This is a genomic window from Facklamia miroungae (assembly GCF_012396555.1).
GTDB lineage: Bacteria > Bacillota > Bacilli > Lactobacillales > Aerococcaceae > Facklamia > Facklamia miroungae.
The window spans coordinates 63,973-83,286 of sequence record NZ_JAAXPS010000005.1 but is presented as its reverse complement, the minus strand read 5'-3'; the positions used below and the strand labels follow the sequence as shown (position 1 = coordinate 83,286).

Here is a 19,314-nt window from a genome sequence, read left to right as displayed (position 1 = left end):
TATTCTTTATGTAGAAAGTAAGAGGATTGGGTATAATTATGGGTGACTTAATTCTGTCTCCAGCACACTTGTGGTTTCAATCGGCTCGTTTACTTCTTCAGAATTTTCAAACGTAGAAGCTGGTTCATTCTCTGCTTCTTTGCTAACTTCTTCCATACTATTTTCTTCAACAAATGGTTGTGTTTGAGGCATTGCAGGTAAAGTCGACTGACCATTATAAGCTGCTATTACTAGCTGTTGAGCGATAACAAGATTTTCAAAAGCTGGGTTCGGGTTCGATACAATCACCTTGCCAGCGAAGATTTGTACACTTACAGGATTTACACCATAATAATTGGCAACAAAATGTTTTAATTGATCATTGGTTGGTTGACTAATTGCTTTATGTTTATCAGACTTTTTACCTTCAGTATTCTTAATCACTTCATGGTCAATCGCTGGCTTTTTAGCTAACGGTTTCTTAGCAGCTGGTTTAGGGCTCACAGCTTTCTTATTCGTTTGCTTACCTAAAGATGATTTTTTGTTAGTCGTTCTTTCAGAAGAAGTCCTTTTTACAGCATAACTTTCTTCCTCGATTGACCAGGCATCTAATTCTGGTAAAGTTCCATTCGCTTCCATTGCTTGCTTAGCTTGCGCCTCACTGATCAAGATATTATCTCCTCCCGCGGCCGGGCTAACAATGTATCCGAATCCCTTTCCATAATTAACTGATTTTACAGCAGGTCCATAGTAGTTTTTGATAAAGTTAATCACCGCTTGACGGTCTGTGTCTTCCTTAACTGGTTTTTCATCTTCAATTGGCTCTTCATCCGCATCGCTAGATGTATCATCTGCTTCAATGGGTTCTGTTACATCAATTTCATCAATCACTAAATTGAAATCACCCACTTTAATACGGCCATTATATATAAACATATCCGAAGGCTTAACCTTGTATTTCTTAGCCACGTAGACTTTCTTTTCAAAGAGGGGGTCTTCTCCGGTTTTAACGTCTTTAAGCGATACCTTGTCATATTTAATTGGCAATTCAACGGTATCGAGTGGCAATTCTTCAACTTGATAATCTGTAGTTAAAGCATAGATCGTTGCATCTTTGCGCCACACGTCAATATATTTTTTATTTCGAGAGACTTCACTCATCTTTAAAGTGATTAATTTTGTCTGGTACTCTTCATCACTCGCATAGGCCTGACGGTTTAATTCAGTAGGAATCTTATCCAAATTGGCAGTATGAGAATGATTGCCGTGAGGAATAATCACTTCATTGCCATTAATTTCTAGGTCTTCAATTGCCACTCCATTTTCTAATGAGACGTAAGCTAATTTAGCGTCGATTTCTGCTTGTGTATACTTACTTTCTTCAGCTTCTTCAATCTGACGATTGTTAATAAAATCAGCGGCTGCCTTTAATTCGCTATCTTCCAAATCACCAAATGGAATAAAGTGAGTATGGCCTTCGTGCTCAGCTGTTAATCCTTTTTCTGAGTAGTTTAAAATACTCTCAGGTGTAAAAATATAGCCATCATCAGTGGTATAAGCTTTTCCGTCTTTACCTTTGGCTGATTTCTTGTAGTTTTTTGCTAAGAAATCTACTTTTTCTTTAGTCACTGATTGGTCAGGTGATTCCGGTTGATTTGGCTTTTCAGGCTGGCTTGGTTTTTCTGGATCAGCAGGTTCTTCTTGGTCTGGCTGACTTGGTTTTTCTGGGTCGGCGGGTTCTTCGTGTCCTGGCTGATCTGGTTTTGGTTGGCTAGGATGACTATCTTCTGGCTTTTGTGGTTTGTTATCACCTGAATGGGATTTACCTAATTTCATCTCTGCAAGTTTGATTTCTAGCTCAGATAAGCTAGAACGTGGAATTACGTGGAAATGATCACCATGTGGCATTACAAAATCACCGTCAATCTCATCCGTTACTAATTCTGGATCAAAGACCAGTCCATCCGACTCTGTATGACGTTGGTTAGCTGGTAAAGCATAAAGTTTAGCTAAAAGGCGTTGATATTCCGTTTTAACTTCTGGTTTACCCGGTTTGGGTTTAACAGAACTACTGTCTTCGTTCTTTTCCGGTTGCTTATTATCTAAATGGTCCGAATGGTTCTTGTCATTAGCTAAACCAAACTCAGCTAATAGATTACGCTTAATACCAAATTTCTGTTGAATATAGGCTTGAGTTTGGGCTAATTCTCCCTTGTTTAGGTGAGCAAATGGAACAAAATGGAAATGACTGCCGTGAGCAGCAATTAGACCTGTTTGTGTGACTTTGGTGATTGATTCAACTGAAAAGACATAGCCATCATCTGTAGTATAAGGTCCTTCATGATTAATAGGCTTATCATGAAGGATTGAGTCCATCTTTTCATTTTGGCCTACTGTTCCATTCTTTTTATTGGATCCAGTCCCTGATAAAACCGAATGCGCAATCGCTAATTCTTGCGGCGTTAAGTCAGATTTTGGAATAAAGTGGAAGTGATCACCGTGAGGCACAATAAAACCATTGCCTAAATCCTGGATCACATCATAAGGACTAAAGACATAGCCGTCATCCGTTACATAAGCGCCATTGGCATTTCGACTACCAGACCCACCTACTTCTCCAGGTGCTACTGTATTTGATTGATCCTTACGCACACCACCTGTTTGTTTGAATAATTGATGACTTGAAGCAGCTTGCTCTTCAATTTCTTCGAACGAGCGAATATTGTCTGCTTGGTCACGGTCTTCAGGAGCGATATAAACCATAAATTGATCTTCGACTTTAACGATATAGCCATTTTTAATTTCGGCTATAATATCTTCCTGGTTTAATTGATAATCTTCAGGTGTTAAAAGTTTCTCTGAGAAGGTAGCTTCGGGATCAACTTGTCCATAAAAGACATGCAGGTCAAAGGCGTGGTTGGTTACGAATTCTTCCTCTGTTAAATAAACGACTACGTGTTCGCCTTCAATCCCTTTAGCATCAGCAACTTCTTGAGGACTACGCTCTAATTCATAGGTGATGATAGCATCTTCACCCAGCTTGTATTCTTCTATCAAGTCATAAATAGCTCGTGCATCTGAAGGATCCATGCCATAGGACTGGAGCAAAACTTCTTCTAAATGACGTAAATTCTTAGCTTGATCAATATTTTCTAGATAAAGATAATATTGATCATTGAATAAGACGATTTTCCCTTCATCTGTTTCACTAATAAGATCTTCTTGCTTAAATTGATAATCAGAAGGGGCGAGGACAGCTTCCGAAAAGATAGCATCTGCCGGCACTTCACCATTGAAGTAATGATAATGATCACCATGTGAAGTCACATAGCCCTCACTGTTAATTTGGACAATAATTTGTTCCCCTGCAATCCCTTCTTCCATTGAAATTTCTTCCATAGTACGACTTTCAATAGATGATTGGGTATCTTGATTAGTTTCTTCGCCTCCTTCAATGTAATTAATGGCTGAATCTTTCGTGTCTTGAGCCTTGATGGAATGAATCGGTCCATTCAAACTTAAAAAAGTTAATAGGGCTGCTGACGATAATAGTAATTTTGATCTTTTCATTTATTTCTCTCCTTCATTTTTTAATACTTCCCAGAGCTTTTGTAAGTTTTTTTCTAAATTAGCTAGTAAACTTAAATCATTATGTGGATCTGCTTCGAGAGGATCCAATATTTCAACGGCAGCTCCCGTTTCTTGCGCAATCAAATGGGATGCCTTATCAGAGATGTTTGGTTCCGTAAAAATCGTTTTTACTTGATATTTATCGACAAACTTTTTAACCTCTTGCAATTGCTTCACACTCGGTTCTTGGCCAGAAACACCCGCAATGCCTAGCTGCGTTAAGCCAAAACGAGTGGCTAAATAAGAAAAAGCGGTATGCTGAGTCACAAAGGTCTTTTGTTTCAACGCTTTGAACATGGGGGTATATTTTTCAGTTAGCGCTTGCGCTTGAGATTCAATCTTTGCTGCTCGTTCACTATAAAGGTTTGCATTTTCTCCATCCACTTGACCTAAAGCTTGCGCTATTAACTGAGCTTCCTGACCAATTTCGATGGGATCTAACCAAGTATGCGGATCATAAAGTGTTGATTCGTCTTTTCCTTCCATCAACTCTAAATCTTCCAAACCCGGAACCTTCTCCATGGCGAGGCCATTGGAAGCTTCAATAATAATGACATCTGATTCTTTTTGCTTTTCAACATTATGTTTAATTTTCTTAGCCCAAGATTCTAAAATATCTGAATGATAAATAAAAATATCTGCATCATAGATTGCCATTACATCATTAGCCGATGGTTCAAACCCATGAATTCCATTGGCTGAATTGATCATGTAAACAGGATGCTTCTCTCCAACGATTTCTTTGGTTAAAGCATACATGGGATAAAAGGATGTAACAATTTTCGTTTCTTCTTCAGCTTTTGCGGGCTGATCGGGTAGATAGACTAAGAGAAAACTAGCTATTAGACATAAAACGAGCCACCCTTTCTTTTGAATTGCTTTGAATTTCATAAGGTCTCCTTCCAATTTTAATAACAAATAGTAACTATTATCATTTGTAGAATGTATCTTAACGTGTATCTTTTTTCTTGTCAACCAAAAAATTTGAAATTGTTAGAAAACAAAATAAAAAAATTGCTCGATCCTACACAGGATTAAGCAATTTTTAATTTCCCCTTAGAAAGAATAAGCGTACATATATTCATCACGATAACGATACCCGTCCTTAGTTGGTAATTTTATTCGGGTCTCGTTGATCCGCTCAAAATTGAGGTAATCATAGAAACGGTAGTTACAATCTGTATCGGTAAAGAGATATACATTTTCCAAGTCTTGCTCCTTAAAACGATCAAGCACTTCAGAGATTAATTTTTTACCGACCCCTTTTCCACGGGCCTTTTCAGATACCACAATATATTCGATACTGGCATCAAATGTTTCTTCATAACCTTTTATCAATTCATTATAAGCTTGACGTTCGCTTTGAAAGACACGTATCACTCGTTCGATTTCATCCGGTTGAGCTTGGTTCGATAAGGTAATTAGCTTGTCAATAAAGTCTAATTGATACATTCTAAAGATCGAATCTGCTTCTTTCGTTGAACAAAGTATCATCCCAACAATTTCTCCATCTAAAACGGCAACGCGTCCTAATGAACTGTTATATAATGCCTTGTTAAGAGAAATAGCAGAAGCTGCCTTTTCAAATTTTTTCCCTTCATATACTCCTTTGAACCATGCTTCATGGATTAAATCTACCAATTGAGTCATATCTTCTTCTCGAATTTGTCTAATTATTAATGTCATAAATCCCTCCATAGCTCTTTCATAATACTGTTATTCTCGCTAACTTATATAACTTAACCTTAACATGGGACAGCTATTATGTCAAAGAAAGCTGATATAAAGCGGTTTCACTTGTGTTTCATTCTATTTTACTGTTATCAACCGGATCGATTTAAGTATTTTCAATTTATAAGACTCATGGTAAAAAAGCCACTTGAAGTCAAGATGACTTTAAGTAGCTTCGCCCTATCGTTTTTATTTCTTCATGAGTTTGGTTCGTGCTTCTTGATATTCAGCCATCACTTGTTGAATGATCGTCGAGACACTTTGACTGTCTGTAATCAATCCGATCGACTGACCACACATGAGTGAGCCTTCCTCAACATCGTCATTATAGACTGCGCGATACAATGACCCTTCAGTCAATTGCATTAATTCTTCATCAGGGGCACCCGCATATTCTAAACGAATAAAAGTTTCCGTCATCTTATTGGGTAAGACCCGGACGGGGTGACCAGAACGGCGACCGGTCACAACTGTCGTTGTTTCATCTGCTTGAAGGACACTTTTTCTGAATTTATCTGGGATGGGACATTCTTTTGAGGTTAAAAAGAGTGAGCCCATTTGGACCCCACTCGCACCCAAAGCTTCCATGGCCAACATGCCTGCCCCATCAAAGATTCCTCCGGCTGCAATTACTGGTATCGAAACTGATCGGATGACTTGTCGAACAAGTGGCAAGGTGGATACTTGTCCGATATGACCGCCGGCTTCTTGACCTTCAGCAATGATTGCATCAACACCTAAGTCTTCCATTTTTTTAGCGATTTTGACATTGGGAATTACTGGAATCACTTTTACACCTGCCTCGTGTAAAGCGGGTAAGAAATTTTTAGGAATTCCTGCACCAGTCGTAACCACTGGAACCTTTTCTTCGATAATAATTTCAACCAATTCTTCAATATTTTTCATTTGTAGCATTAGGTTGACCGCAAAAGGTTTCTGGGTCATTTTTTTCACTTCACTGATTTGTTCTCGCAGCTGATTTGCAGTCATCCCTCCTGAAGCAATCACTCCTAACCCTCCTGCTTCAGATACGGCACCCACTAATTGATAACGTGAGATATTAGCCATTGCACCTTGAATAATGGGATATTGAATTCCCAGTAGTTGACATATATTTTCCATTTTCCACCTCCGAAAGTTTCTTCTTCTTCTTCTTCTTTGAATTTGGCCTCTCATAAAAAGAACTAGAGCTGACAAGATGAGGGGGTCAAATTGTTAGCTCTAGCTTATCATATCTATCAATAGGTTTAATAGAATTTACTTATAGTCATAAAAACCTTTACCTGATTTTTGACCATAGTAACCCGCTTCTACCATTCGCTTAAGTAATGGTGCTGGACGATATTTTGGATCGTTGAAGCCTTCATAAAGAACTGTCAATACTGATAACAAGGTATCTAACCCGATCATGTCACATAGTTCGAGCGGTCCCATTGGGTGTCCGGCTCCCAATTTCATACCCGTATCAATCGATTCTTTAGTCGCAACCCCTTCACCTAGAGTAAAAATGGCTTCATTTAACATCGGAACTAAGATCCGGTTCACTGCAAAACCAGGTGAATCTTTTGCGATAATCATGGTTTTATTAAAGGCATCGATTACTTCTTGAACGGTTTTAACCGTCTCTTCACTGGTTTGTAAGGCTGTCACTATTTCAACCAATTTCATTACTGGTACGGGGTTAAAGAAATGCATACCCACTACTTTGTCTGGTTTATTGGTCACTGAAGCGATATCTGTCAGTGAAAGAGATGATGTGTTAGTAGCTAAAATAGCTTCTTCAGACGTAATTTTGTCAAGTTCCTTGAAGATTTCTAATTTGATCTGACGATTTTCTGTCGCTGCTTCAATCACTAATTGAACATCTTTCGCATCTTCATAAGATAGTGATTTATGAATACGTCCTTTTATTGTTTCAACTTCCTCAGCTGTCATGCGTTCTTTTTCAACATTTCTTTGTAGGTTTTTATTGATTTTTTCTAAGCCGCGATCAATAAATTCCTCTTTGATATCATTGAGATAAACTTCATAACCGGCTTGGGCTAGGACTTGAGCAATTCCGTTGCCCATAATCCCTGAACCGATCACCATTGTTTTTTGAATTTTCATTTAATCCTCCCCTAATCTCTCTTAATACTAGCCTTTGTAATAGCCATTTTCTAACAGAATTGAAATTCCCATACCTCCACCGATACAAGCTGATGCAATCGCATAACGTGTTTCTGGACGGTTCTTAAATTCATAACAAATGGATGTAATCATTCTTGCTCCGGTACAACCTAAAGGATGTCCTAGGGCAATTGCTCCACCATTTGGATTTAAGCGGTGATACAATTCGGTTTCTGGTCCATTGCCTAATTCCTTCAAAACAGCCAGTGTCTGAGCAGCAAAGGCCTCATTAATTTCTAGGATATCAATGTCTTCTAACGTGAAATCATTTCTTTCGAGTATTTCTTTAATTGAGTTCACTGGTCCTAAGCCCATTACATCCGGAGCACAACCTGTTACTGAGTAATCGACTACTTTAGCCATTATTTCAAGATTATTTGCTTCAGCATTTTCTTTTGTAGTAAAGATTTCAAAAGCTGCTCCATCGTTTAAGCCCGAAGCATTACCTGCAGTGACACTTCCACCTTTAACAAAGGCTGGTTTTAACTTGCCTAATTTTTCCATATTTGTATCTGGACGAGGGTGACTATCTTTATCTACAACCGTCACATTGCCTTTACGGTCTTTAATTTCTACCGGAACAATTTCTTGATCGAGACGGCCAGATTCCATTGCCTTTTTAGCTTTAAGTTGACTATTTAAAGCAAATTCATCTTGTTCTTCGCGTGAGATATGATACATTTCTGCTAATTTTTCAGCCGTTTGACCCATATGAATGATTTCAGGGTACCCATCCCCAACAGATCCAGTATGAATCATAGTGTTGGAGTCGATTAGTCTTTGGTCACCAGAGCGGAACCCTTGGAAACGTACTTCTTCAGGTAAAAAGTAAGGTGCTCGCGATAAGGATTCTGCTCCTCCGGCTGCAACATATTTACTATCAGTTGATTGTAAAACTTGCACTGCTGATACAGCTGATTGAATACCTGAACCACACAAGCGGTTTACAGTATATCCAGTAGATTCAATCGGTACTCCAGCATTGAGCCCAATTACACGACCGATATTACTGGATGTAGGAGAACCTACTACATGTCCACAGATCACTTCTTCGATTTCTTCTAAACCAACTCCGGCGCGTTTAGCCGCTTCTTTTAAGGCTGTCGTTCCTAGATCTTGTACACGAACCGTCTTTAAATCACCTAAAAAGGCTCCAACTGGTGTTCTGGCAGCTCCAACAATGACAACTTCTTCTAAATTTTTCTTCATACATACTCTCCTTATTTCTTCCTTACTTTCCTGATTGCATATCCCAATTACTGCTTTTTAAACGAAAGCTCCTTTACCAGTTAAGTGACGACCGATAATGAGTGAGTTGACTTCGTGAGTTCCTTCGTATGAATATGCAGCTTCAGCATCAACGAAGAATCGAGCTACATCATGCTCAACAATGATACCGTTACCACCTAATAACTCACGTCCTAAAGCAACTGTTTCACGTAAACGGTAAGCATTGTTCATTTTAGCGAGTGAGGATTGAACTTCTTCATATTTACCTTGTTCTTGTAAAACAGCTAAACGATGAGATAATCCTAGTGAAGTGACACAGTTAGCTTGCATTCTTGCTAATTTTTCTTGTACTAATTGGAACTCAGAGATCTTCTTACCAAATTGCTCACGTTCTTTAACATACTTCAAAGTATTCGCTAAAGCCCCTGCGTGAAGACCTGTAGCTAAGTGAGCCACATCCGCACGCGTTGTATATAAAATCTTAGCGACATCTTTAAAGCCATTAATATTTTCCAAACGTGCTTCAGCATCTACTTCAACGTTATTTAATTTAATATGGCCGTTTTGAACCATACGCAAGGCAATTTTTCCATCGATCTTATCTACTGTCAGGCCTTTAGTTCCACCTGGTACCATAAAACATTTAATCTTGCCATCTTCAACGTCACGCGCAAAGATTGGAAGGACATCTGCTGTCGCCGCTCCACCAATCCATTTTTTCTCTCCATTAAGTACCCACTTGTTTCCTTGTTTTTCGGCAGTTGTTGCTAATCCTCCAGCTATATCTGAACCATGAAGAGGTTCTGTTAGGCCAAAGCATGAATGCCATTCGTATGAAGCAAGTTTTGGTGCATAGTAGTTGATTTGCTCTTCAGATCCACCGATTAATACGGTTGAATATGCCAGTCCACCGTGTACAATACTGAAAGCTCCAATGGATGAGTCCATCCGGTTTAGTTCATAAAGACGGAAGAGGTTAAACATTTCTGACGTTTTACGTTTGTCTTCACGGCCTTCAAATAAGGATGGATCCGTCATTATCCCCAAATCAGTTATTTTCTTAAAGGCTTCCATTGGGAAAAGTTCTTTCTTCCAGTGCTCATCAATGACAGGATAGAGTTCTTTTTCAAGAACATCACGCAGTTTCATTAAGAAGTCTACTTCATTTTCTGATAAATCATGCGAGTAGCCATAAATATCTTCTGGATATAAGTACTGTAATTTCTCAATTTTTGTTGTCATTTTTCATCAATCCTTTTCTTTTTTTATTATTTATTTATTAATTATTTGGATAGTAACCTAGTTTAATTGCTTGTTCTTTTAATTCTTGACGGAACTTAGGATGAGCAACTTCAATTAAGGCCTCAACTCTTTCTTGGATACTCTTACCTTTGAGATGAGCTACCCCATACTCAGTTACAACAATTTCAATATCATTTTTTGAAGTTGAAACAGGTGATCCGCTGTGTAAATGTGGCACAATTCGTGAAATAGTATCATCCTTGGCGGTAGAGTAGAGACATACGATTCCGATTCCCTTTTTAGCTATTCTTGCACCGATAGCAAAATCGGATTGACCGCCGGTACCTGAATAGTAAAAATCTTCCAATTGCTCAGAATTACATTGACCCAAGAAATCAATTTCCAAGGTTGTATTAACAGAAACAAGGTTATCTATTTTTGAAAGCTCCATAATATTATTAATGAAGTTAACCGGAAGAATTTCAACATCTTCGTTATTATCAATAAAGTCATACAAACGACGATTTCCTAAAGCCAAGGTAGTGGAAAAACGATGTCTTCCGACTGGTTTTTCCTCATTAGTGATTACTTTATCTTGATAAAGATCCACTACTGAAGAAGGCAACATTTCGGTATGGATACCCAATCGCTTCTTATTGCTTAAAGCATTCATAACAGCGTTGGGAATAGTTCCAAAACCAATTTGAATCGTCGCTCCATCGTCAACAATCGATCCAACATACTCACCAATTTTGCGGTCTTTTTCAGATAGTTCAATATGTGGTAATTCTAATGCTGGTTCAGAAGACTCCACAAAGGCTGTCACTTCTGAAATATGAATCCTCATCCCCTCTCCATGTGTGTGTGGCATGTTTTCATTCACTTCAAGAAAAACTTTTTTAGCGAACTCAACGGTTGTAGGTGTATAGGCAGAGGTCAGGCCATATGAGAAGTAACCCTCTTCATCCATTGGTGAAGCTTGACTAATCATAATTGGCTCTGGCTCTCTTTGTTTAATAATGGCAGGAATCTCTGAAAAATGAGATGGGATTAAATCGACATCTGTATTTCTCATTGCCTTGCGGTCCAGACCAGATAGGAAAAAGCTATATTGTTTCAATTGATCCTTTGGTAGATTAATGACTGGCGACATGGATAACATACGGTATAAACGGTTACCCTTTAAATGTTTCGCATTATTTAAAGCCTGCGTAATCAACAAGGGCTCGCTTCCGGCAGCCGCTAGTACAATTCCTTCACCTGGTTCAATCATAGCCACCAAGTCTTCGACTGATCGTCGCTTTTCTTCATACATCTTTTGATATTGACTCATACTATTCCTCCTGACTTATTTTCCTTCAAAATTAGCTTTTCTTTTTTCAACAAAAGCACTCATTCCTTCGACACGATCTTGACTATTAAATAGTCCAGTTACAATTTCATTTTCCAATAAAAGGCCTTCTTGTAAGGTTGATTGAGAACCACGATTAATAGCCAATTTGGCTTTTTCTAAAGCGAGGGGGGCTTGTTGCATTAATTTTTCAGCTAATTTATCAGCTTCTTTCAATAAGTCTTCTTTAGGAGCTAGGTAGTCAATCAGACCTAAACGATAAGCTTCTTTACCATCTATTAATTCTCCCGTGAAAACCAATCGCTTCGTTGCGCCTAATCCAATTAAACGAACGGCTCTTTGCGTTCCACCATAGCCTGGCATAATCCCTAAGCCAACTTCAGGAAAACCAATGGTATTTTCAGCACACCCGATCCTCAAATCACACGTCAAAGCAAGCTCTAATCCGCCACCTAAGGCAAAACCATTTAAAGCACCAATCATTATTTGTTTAAGATTCGCTAAGCGATTCATTGTATAGTTGCCGTATTCAATAAATTTTTTAGCCACTTGCTGATCCATCTTCATCATTTCTTTAATATCGCCACCGGCCATGAAAGCTTTTCCTTCACCTGTTAAAATTACCACCCGAACACTTTCATCCGCTTCAATTGCATCTATAAAGGTATTCAAGTCATCCAACATTGCTGAATTAATGGCATTTAGGCTTTTAGGTTGATTGAGGACCAACTTGGCGATGCCAGAATCAACAGTATAATTTAAAGTATTTAACTCAATCATCATTCTCTCCTTCGGTCCAGATCACAAAGATTTTCTGTTCCATTTTTCAAAATTCACAAATTTTCACTCAGCATTTTTTCTCAATTTCAGTAGAAAAATTTTAAAGAGGTATTTTTTATAATCGATAAGCGCTTACAAATTGAGTATATGAGAACATTAAAGGGCTTACAACTAAGTAAAAGACAATGACTCTATAACTATTTCTAATGGGTACTCATTTTTATTGTGATTTATCACACTATTTTTCACAAAGTATCTTGTATAGACAAGAATAAAATTCACAAAGTCGTGCAGAGGTTATCTCTATACTGTTTACTCTGAATTCGTATTAAATTTTAAGTTTTTAGAGTTTGTGCAATTGACAACAATTTAAATTAATTTTTGACCAATAATTTGAGACCTTTTGACAAAATAGCTTCAAAAAAATTTTTATTTAGCCCATTTACATATAAAAAAAGTACATTTCTTTATTAAAAGAAATATACTTTGGCAGACTGTATCAAATTTTTACTGTATCTGTACTTGTTGACTAACATATTTTTTTAGCCAATCAAAAAGAAGATTATGACTAGAAGGATAAACCTCATAATTTTTTCGAGATAGATAAATATCAAAAGGTAGATTCTTTTTAAATTCACGGTAGACTATCTGATCCGAATTAATTAAAGGGTAAGTGGATAATGGCAGGATGGTCACAATCTCATTTCCTTTTACTAAGTCAACTAAATATTCCCAAGAAGAAGAATGGATGAAAATTTCAGGTTTCATCTGTCTTTGAGCAAATTGATCCATCACCAAATGATTGGTGGAAAAGCTATCGTTAAAGATGGCAATAGGGACTTTATTGACATCGTCCCAAGTAACTTTTTTCTTTTTAGTCAATGGATTCGCGGGATCCATAAAGACAACAAATTGATCTTGAATAATCACTTGGTCTTGGAAGTCGCCATTACGGCGAATCGGGTCCATCAAGATCGCTAAGTCTATGTCGCCTTCTTCCAATCGTTCATATAGAAATTGGCATCCGCCTTCAATAATCTCCAATTTAAGATCGGGGAGGTCCTTCGGTAGATCCAAAACGATATTCGTCAACTTAGTTCTTAAAACAATCGAAGGTAAGCCGATACGAACAACGTTATTGAGTTTACGCGATTCGTTATGGATAGTAGTCATCATACGATCATAAAGGCCGATCATCTCCAAGGCATACTTATAATACTTATGACCAATAGGGGTCAAACCGACTAGTCTGCCTCTTTCGCGATAAAAAAGACTCAAGTTATTCGCCTCTTCAAAGGTAGAAATAATTTGACTCAAGGCAGATTGACTGACAAATAAGTGTTTTGCAGCCTTACTCATATTACAGTCCGATTGAACAATCTCCACAAAATATTTTAATTGTCTGATATCCATTTCTTTTACCTTTCTTTAGAATCTTTATAATTGGGCCTACTATTTATTCTAATTATATCAAATTCTAAATAAAGAGAAAAGAAAACGCTTAAATCATAAAAAACATAGCTCCTGAATATTATTCAAGAACCATGTATTAACAAAAATTTACCTTTATACAGAAAGATTTATCTCCATTTAAGAATTTTACTCATTTTATAGTAGAGTAACCGTGGATAATAAGAGAAAGTTCCAGTCTTCTCTAAAATAAAGCCATTAAAATTCTGCTTAAATCGGAGAACTCCGTCACTGCCATCAAAATCTCCTTCAATTGCATAAAAATTATAAAGCGGAATTTCTCTTTTGATGGTACGCATCATAGCTTCGTATTGTAATAAGAAAGGGGCCGAAAACTTCTGAAAGGCTTCCACTGATCCTCCAAGGAAATAGGTCGCTTCATTTTCTAAATAAATCATCAGCATATTAGCAAGTTGAACTGTCTCTTTTGTACTTTCAGTTTGCATAGCTTGTACTGTATGCAAATCAGCCTTTAAAGACTGAATCCTATCCTGGTTTTGTGATTTCTCAGGATCTAAACGAGCAAGCTCTTTTGTTAAGTTATTGCTAGCTGCAGGTAAATTTATCTCCGCCACTAAAAATTCAATCTGATCTTCAAACTCTTTGTATAAAGTTTGATAATAAGCTAAAGATTTGTCTTCAAATCCCTGTCGGCTAGCTGTTTCACGCGTGATTTTACAAAAGTCTTCTAATTCTTCATATTCCATCTTACGAATGCGAAGATCAAATTGTTTGGCCTTTTTAATCTTTCTTTGACTGTTTTTATTAAATGATTTTAAGAGTTTTGATTCATCTTGCGGACCAAATGGAGTCAAATCTTTTAGATACTGGAAGGTTGGCATTCCTTGCATAAGAAATTCACTGGCATCTTCTTTGATGTACCCTAAACGTTCAAAATAGCTTGGAATTTCCTCCAAAGGCTTGATTGAAGTTGCTTCGCTATTATAAAGATGGTAATTATGGTCGGGTTGGATAACTACTTGAGTAATCCTATGAAGCTTAGCATAAGCTCTAATATGTTGGTAGAAGAGTGACTCAAACTTCTCTTCATCTGAATATGCCCCTGCCATCAAGTCCATTCTTTTTCCGGCAAATATTTTTTGGATATAGGCTACACCGATTGCCTTAATTTCACCTTGGTCTTCTAAAGCTAAACGTTTTACTTGATATCCTTTAGCAGCCAATACTGCTGACATCTGAGCCGTTTGTAAAAATGAGTAACCATTTCTTTCTGCCAAGAAATCTTTTAACGCATCATAGGGTATTTCTTTAATTTGCATAGCTACCTCCAAATAAACTATTAATATAGACTCTATTAGCCTATTATAGAACGAAACATGAGTTAATTATTACTAGTAAAATAGAAACAAGCATCTGCATTATGTAATAGCTGATTGTTCACATAAGCGGATGCTTGTAATTATATTAAAATGTCATTAAAAAACAATCACAGGTGTCCCTATTTCTAAAGCATTATAGACTTGTTGCATGACGGCTGGAGGGGTATTGATACATCCCATGGAACCATTAGATCGATAAATATCTCCACCATAGGCCGGTCTGGCAGCAGTATCATGGATTCCTTGACCCACAGTGTCAAACGGCATCCAAAAATCAACATGGACTTTATAGTCTTTTTCATTCACCCAGTCATAACCTTCTAGATAACGGTCTCTTTCCTTACTCCAAATTGCGTAAGCGCCGGGAACTGTTTCAGCTCCATCTTTTCCCGACACGATGGGTGTCTGGGTAAATAATTGACCATTAATATAGATAAACATGGTTTGATTCGCTAAATCAACTTCCACATAAGTGGAACCAATATCATTACCACCCATACCATAACCGCTTCCCACAACGACAGGATCACGGCGCACATCTTCTCCTTTTTTCAGATCCTCTACAATTTGACTGGCTTCAGCTTCGCGATCAATCGACCAGCCTAAAGTTCCTGGTTGAACAACTACCTGTCCTTGTAAAGTGGAATTGAAAGTGCGTGGATTTAGATAGGATGAGTATTTGTCGTTATAAGTTTTTAAAAACTCCATAATCAAGTTTTCATCGAAAACGACTTGATTATCTTTGTCAAAGTAAATCCATTTTTCAATTTCATTTTCTGGGATCACTTCAACGTTTCCATCAATATCCAAAGTGATTTTTGTATCTACAATATCATTAATTTGATTAAGGAAGTCTTCAATTTTACTGTCTTGACTAGTCATAAGAGGTTTTTTATAGTACTCATTTAACTCAACACTCGAACTACCGGATTGAATCTGAGCCATCATACCGTTTTTTAGTGCTTCAGAATCAATCTGAGTTCCTTGTTTTTGTTCTACAACGTGATAGCCTTCAGTATCTGAATAATCTATAAAGGCATCTTGTGAAGGTGAACGCTTCGCATTATCAATACCTTGCGCCAGTAATTTATCTTGTAATACTTGATAGTCAATCTCAATATCTGTCAAGGAAGTATCATCAAAATTTTGGCCTTTAAAAAAATATTTTATCCATGTATTAGGATTTTGGTTGTTATAAAGTTCTTCTAATTTAACGGATTGATTAAATTGTGGATTTAGATCTTTCATCTTAATGCTTGCTAAAGCTTGATCATTTTCTACAAAGTCAATTTCTTGGTTTAAAACATAATCTTCAATTTTTTGCTGCGCCTGAGGGAGTGTTAAATTACTCACATCAATTTGTCCTATTTTAGTATTAGCTTGAAAACGATTGGAGTAATAACCAATTCCACCAGCATAAATAAGACCCAAAATTAAACTTAATAGAATGAGGGTTGTTAATAAGCGTTTTATAAATCTCATAAAAAACCTCCTTTTCGAGATTCTAGTATATCATGCAATTATGAATTTTTTATTACTTTTCTATAACATTACCGTTTTCTTACCTATTTTTTAATTCAATTAGCTTCGACCGCAAAGAAAAAGCTAAACGATAAATTTTGGCGAAAAGAGGTGAAAGTTCATAATCAAACTCTCCAATGCGAGCTCGTTTCTTGGCTCCCCAACGTTTTTTAAACTCAAATAAGCCAGGAGCATCGTCTTCCGGTTTCCCTTCGAGACCAGAAACCCCACCAAAGTCATAGGTTAATCCACCTTGAGATTGTGCATAGCGCATCATTTCCCATTGCATAAAATAGTTGGGCAATAAATCGCGAAACTGATTCGAAGAAGCACCGTATAAATAGTAGGCTTTACTTCCACACTGAACATAAATTGCTCCAGATAGATAAATAGGCTGCAACCCTTCTTCCTTAGTCTGTCTTAATGCTTCTATTTGATCATTGGTATTTTGAATCGATTGATCAATTTGTTCAAGTTGTTGAAGAATGCCTTCATTCGCTTCCTTCTTTTCTAAATTCTTCTTCTCTTTTAGTCGGTTCTTTATATCTCTTTCTAGACCTTCGATTGCTTGGTCAGGATTTAACTTTACCAAAAAGAGCTTGGCTTCTTTATTAGGATGCATTTCTTGATAAATACGTTTGAAATACGAAAGATCCCGAATTAGGAAACCGTCACGATCACCGGTGACTTTCATAATGTCATAAAAAACATTCATTTTACTTTCAGATGCATCTTCTAACTCAAAACCATATTTACTAGCTTTCCTGATATTGGTCCGTGTTCGAGCCTGAAAAGACTTTAGAAGGTCTTTTTCACTTTTATCTATATCCGTTACCATATGGAAACGCGGTTGAGCTGCATCTTTAAAACCAAAGGTATAACCTTGATGCTCAAAGCCGAAAGATTCAATTTGTTCTAATAAATCGGGTGTTTCTTCAATCAAATCGGGATCGATTTTAATAAGAAAGGCTTTATGTTCCTTAGCGTCCTGTTTGACAGCTTCCAATAGGGTTCTGACCGATTCTTCATCAAACCAATCCACTACAAAACCTCGTGAGACATAACAAATAGATTTCTTCAAGAAAGGTATTCTCTTATAAAGTAAGGAAGCAACCCCTGTCACCCGATCGCTAGCTCCTACACTGACCCTAGACCATTCCCAGCCAAAGGCTTGTTTCACTTTCCCCCAAGAAGATAATTGACACATGTCACCGTGTGGGTGATTTTTTACAAAGTGATCATGTTCTTGGTCATTAATTGATAATTTTTGAATCATTGTGGCACTCCTTCTCCATCCATTCTCAAACATTATAGCATATCTCATAAATTTTCCGTTATTAATTCCACTTTATCACAGACTAGCTGAACAAAAATTTAGGCATTATTCTGGCATTGTGGGCTTTGAAGTTATACCATTATATTCGAACGTTTTTTTCTTAAAGAAAAAATGAAGGATGAATAGGATATGAATAAAAAAAATTACTTAACCGCTCTAAAAATGGCTTGGCCCTCTGTTTTAGAATCTTTCTTTATTGCTTTAGCCGGTATGATCGACACCATGATGGTCGGAAGCTTGGGAAGCTATGCAATCGCTGCGGTGGGCTTAACAACCCAACCTAAATTTATTGCTTTAGCCATCTTTATTTCGATTAATATCGCCGTCTCTTCACTTGTTGCTAGACGACGCGGTCAAAAGGATCAATCAGGAGCTAATACTGTTTTCTTGACGGCTATGCTCCTAACACTCTTGCTTTGTTTGCTTTTTAGCTTTTTAACCGTCTTCTTTGCAGACGATATCATCCGTTTATCAGGCAGTCAACCAGATACCCATCCATCAGCAGTTGTCTATTATCAAATTATCATGGGGGGGATGATCTTTAATTTAATTGCCATGACAATTAACGCCGCACAAAGAGGAAGTGGTAATACCAAAATAGCTTTCGTTACCAATTTAACATCTTCTGTTTTAAATGTTTTCTTCAACTATCTTTTAATTGGAGGAAAATTGGGTTTTCCAGCTTTGGGTATAAAAGGGGCAGCAATTGCTACGGTTCTTGGATCAGTCGTCGCAATGTTTATGAGTATACGCTCTTTATTTAAACCGCACAGTCTTGTTCAAGTTAAGTATATCCTTAAAAATAATATTCACTTCGATCGAAAAGTGGCTAAAATTATCGGCAAACTCTCCTCTTCAATGTATATTGAAAATCTAGCGATGCGAATCGGCTTTTTAGCCACTGCTCTTACCGCTGCAAGTTTAGGAACCAATACTTTTGCCATTCACAATGCTGGAATGAATGTCCTTGGTTTAGGTTTTTCTTTTGCAGATGGGATGCAAGTAGCTGCTGTTGCGCTTGCCGGCAAGGCTTTAGGCGAAGAAAAACCAAAAGCGGCGATCGAATATGGACAAATTTGCCAAAGAATCGGATTAATTATTTCCGTCTTACTCTCTGCCTTTCTTTTCTTCTTCGGTCGCGATATAATGGGCATTTACTTTAATGAGACTCAATTAATCGATCAATCAATGATTGTGATTGATTTTACGATGATTATCGTCCTCTTACAAATATCACAAATTATTTATGCCGGGTGTTTACGCTCTGGTGGCGATGTAAAATATACACTCTTCGTTGGAATTATTTCCGCTTCTATTATCCGAACAGCTGTCACTATTATTTTAGTGAATGTCTTCCACTTTGGACTCACAGGTATTTGGATTGGTATTCTCTCCGATCAACTTTCACGCTTTATCTTTATGCGTCATCGCTTTAAAGGAGGGAGATGGACCCGAATTCGAATTTAATACAGCTTTCACTTTTGTATCAAATAATAAGCCATGCGGTTGAAAGCAATTCAACCGCATGGCTTTTT

General features: G+C 37.4%; 14 protein-coding genes. 1 reads left to right on the top strand and 13 read right to left on the bottom strand.

Going from position 1 to position 19,314, the window contains the following annotated elements; translation table 11 throughout:
* Positions 1–36 precede the first annotated feature (36 nt).
* From HF969_RS06550 to HF969_RS06490, 13 genes are all read right to left on the bottom strand, one after another.
* Positions 37–3,549, bottom strand: coding sequence for a pneumococcal-type histidine triad protein (locus HF969_RS06550; RefSeq protein ID WP_090289980.1), 3,513 nt, complete (start codon positions 3,547–3,549; stop codon positions 37–39).
* Positions 3,550–4,500: a metal ABC transporter solute-binding protein, Zn/Mn family gene (locus HF969_RS06545; RefSeq protein WP_090289979.1), complete on the bottom strand. Its 951-nt coding sequence runs from the start codon at positions 4,498–4,500 to the stop codon at positions 3,550–3,552.
* 165 nt (positions 4,501–4,665) lie between these two features.
* Positions 4,666–5,295 carry a GNAT family N-acetyltransferase gene (locus tag HF969_RS06540; protein WP_168427175.1) on the bottom strand — a complete coding sequence of 210 codons (630 nt, stop codon included), beginning with the start codon at positions 5,293–5,295 and terminating at the stop codon, positions 4,666–4,668.
* 234 nt (positions 5,296–5,529) lie between these two features.
* Positions 5,530–6,462 carry an NAD(P)H-dependent flavin oxidoreductase gene (locus HF969_RS06535; RefSeq protein WP_090289977.1) on the bottom strand — a complete coding sequence of 311 codons (933 nt, stop codon included), beginning with the start codon at positions 6,460–6,462 and terminating at the stop codon, positions 5,530–5,532.
* A gap of 135 nt (positions 6,463–6,597) precedes the next feature.
* Positions 6,598–7,449, bottom strand: a complete 852-nt coding sequence (locus HF969_RS06530; RefSeq protein WP_090289976.1) for a 3-hydroxybutyryl-CoA dehydrogenase — start codon at positions 7,447–7,449, stop codon at positions 6,598–6,600.
* A 27-nt stretch (positions 7,450–7,476) separates the two neighbouring features.
* Positions 7,477–8,718 carry a thiolase family protein gene (locus HF969_RS06525; protein ID WP_090289975.1) on the bottom strand — a complete coding sequence of 414 codons (1,242 nt, stop codon included), beginning with the start codon at positions 8,716–8,718 and terminating at the stop codon, positions 7,477–7,479.
* A 57-nt stretch (positions 8,719–8,775) separates the two neighbouring features.
* Positions 8,776–9,981 (bottom strand): acyl-CoA dehydrogenase FadE, encoded by a 1,206-nt coding sequence (gene fadE, locus HF969_RS06520; protein ID WP_090289974.1) that lies wholly within the window; start codon positions 9,979–9,981, stop codon positions 8,776–8,778.
* Between the two features lie 37 nt (positions 9,982–10,018).
* On the bottom strand, positions 10,019–11,314 hold the full coding sequence (locus HF969_RS06515; RefSeq protein WP_090289973.1) for an acetyl-CoA hydrolase/transferase family protein: 1,296 nt from the start codon (positions 11,312–11,314) through the stop codon (positions 10,019–10,021).
* A gap of 15 nt (positions 11,315–11,329) precedes the next feature.
* Positions 11,330–12,112 carry an enoyl-CoA hydratase/isomerase family protein gene (locus HF969_RS06510; RefSeq protein ID WP_090289972.1) on the bottom strand — a complete coding sequence of 261 codons (783 nt, stop codon included), beginning with the start codon at positions 12,110–12,112 and terminating at the stop codon, positions 11,330–11,332.
* 507 nt (positions 12,113–12,619) lie between these two features.
* Positions 12,620–13,525: a LysR family transcriptional regulator gene (locus HF969_RS06505; RefSeq protein ID WP_090289971.1), complete on the bottom strand. Its 906-nt coding sequence runs from the start codon at positions 13,523–13,525 to the stop codon at positions 12,620–12,622.
* Between the two features lie 167 nt (positions 13,526–13,692).
* Positions 13,693–14,862, bottom strand: a complete 1,170-nt coding sequence (locus HF969_RS06500; RefSeq protein ID WP_090289970.1) for a peptidoglycan bridge formation glycyltransferase FemA/FemB family protein — start codon at positions 14,860–14,862, stop codon at positions 13,693–13,695.
* 156 nt (positions 14,863–15,018) lie between these two features.
* Entirely contained in the window at positions 15,019–16,404 is a 1,386-nt protein-coding gene (locus tag HF969_RS06495; protein ID WP_210727899.1) for a L,D-transpeptidase family protein, read from the bottom strand.
* Between the two features lie 79 nt (positions 16,405–16,483).
* Positions 16,484–17,719 carry a lipid II:glycine glycyltransferase FemX gene (locus tag HF969_RS06490; RefSeq protein WP_168427174.1) on the bottom strand — a complete coding sequence of 412 codons (1,236 nt, stop codon included), beginning with the start codon at positions 17,717–17,719 and terminating at the stop codon, positions 16,484–16,486.
* Between the two features lie 189 nt (positions 17,720–17,908).
* Between HF969_RS06490 and HF969_RS06485 the strand changes: the two genes are divergently transcribed.
* The gene (locus tag HF969_RS06485) at positions 17,909–19,246 is read left to right on the top strand and encodes an MATE family efflux transporter (RefSeq protein WP_090289968.1); all 1,338 of its coding nucleotides are present in this window, start codon (positions 17,909–17,911) and stop codon (positions 19,244–19,246) included.
* Positions 19,247–19,314 lie beyond the last annotated feature (68 nt).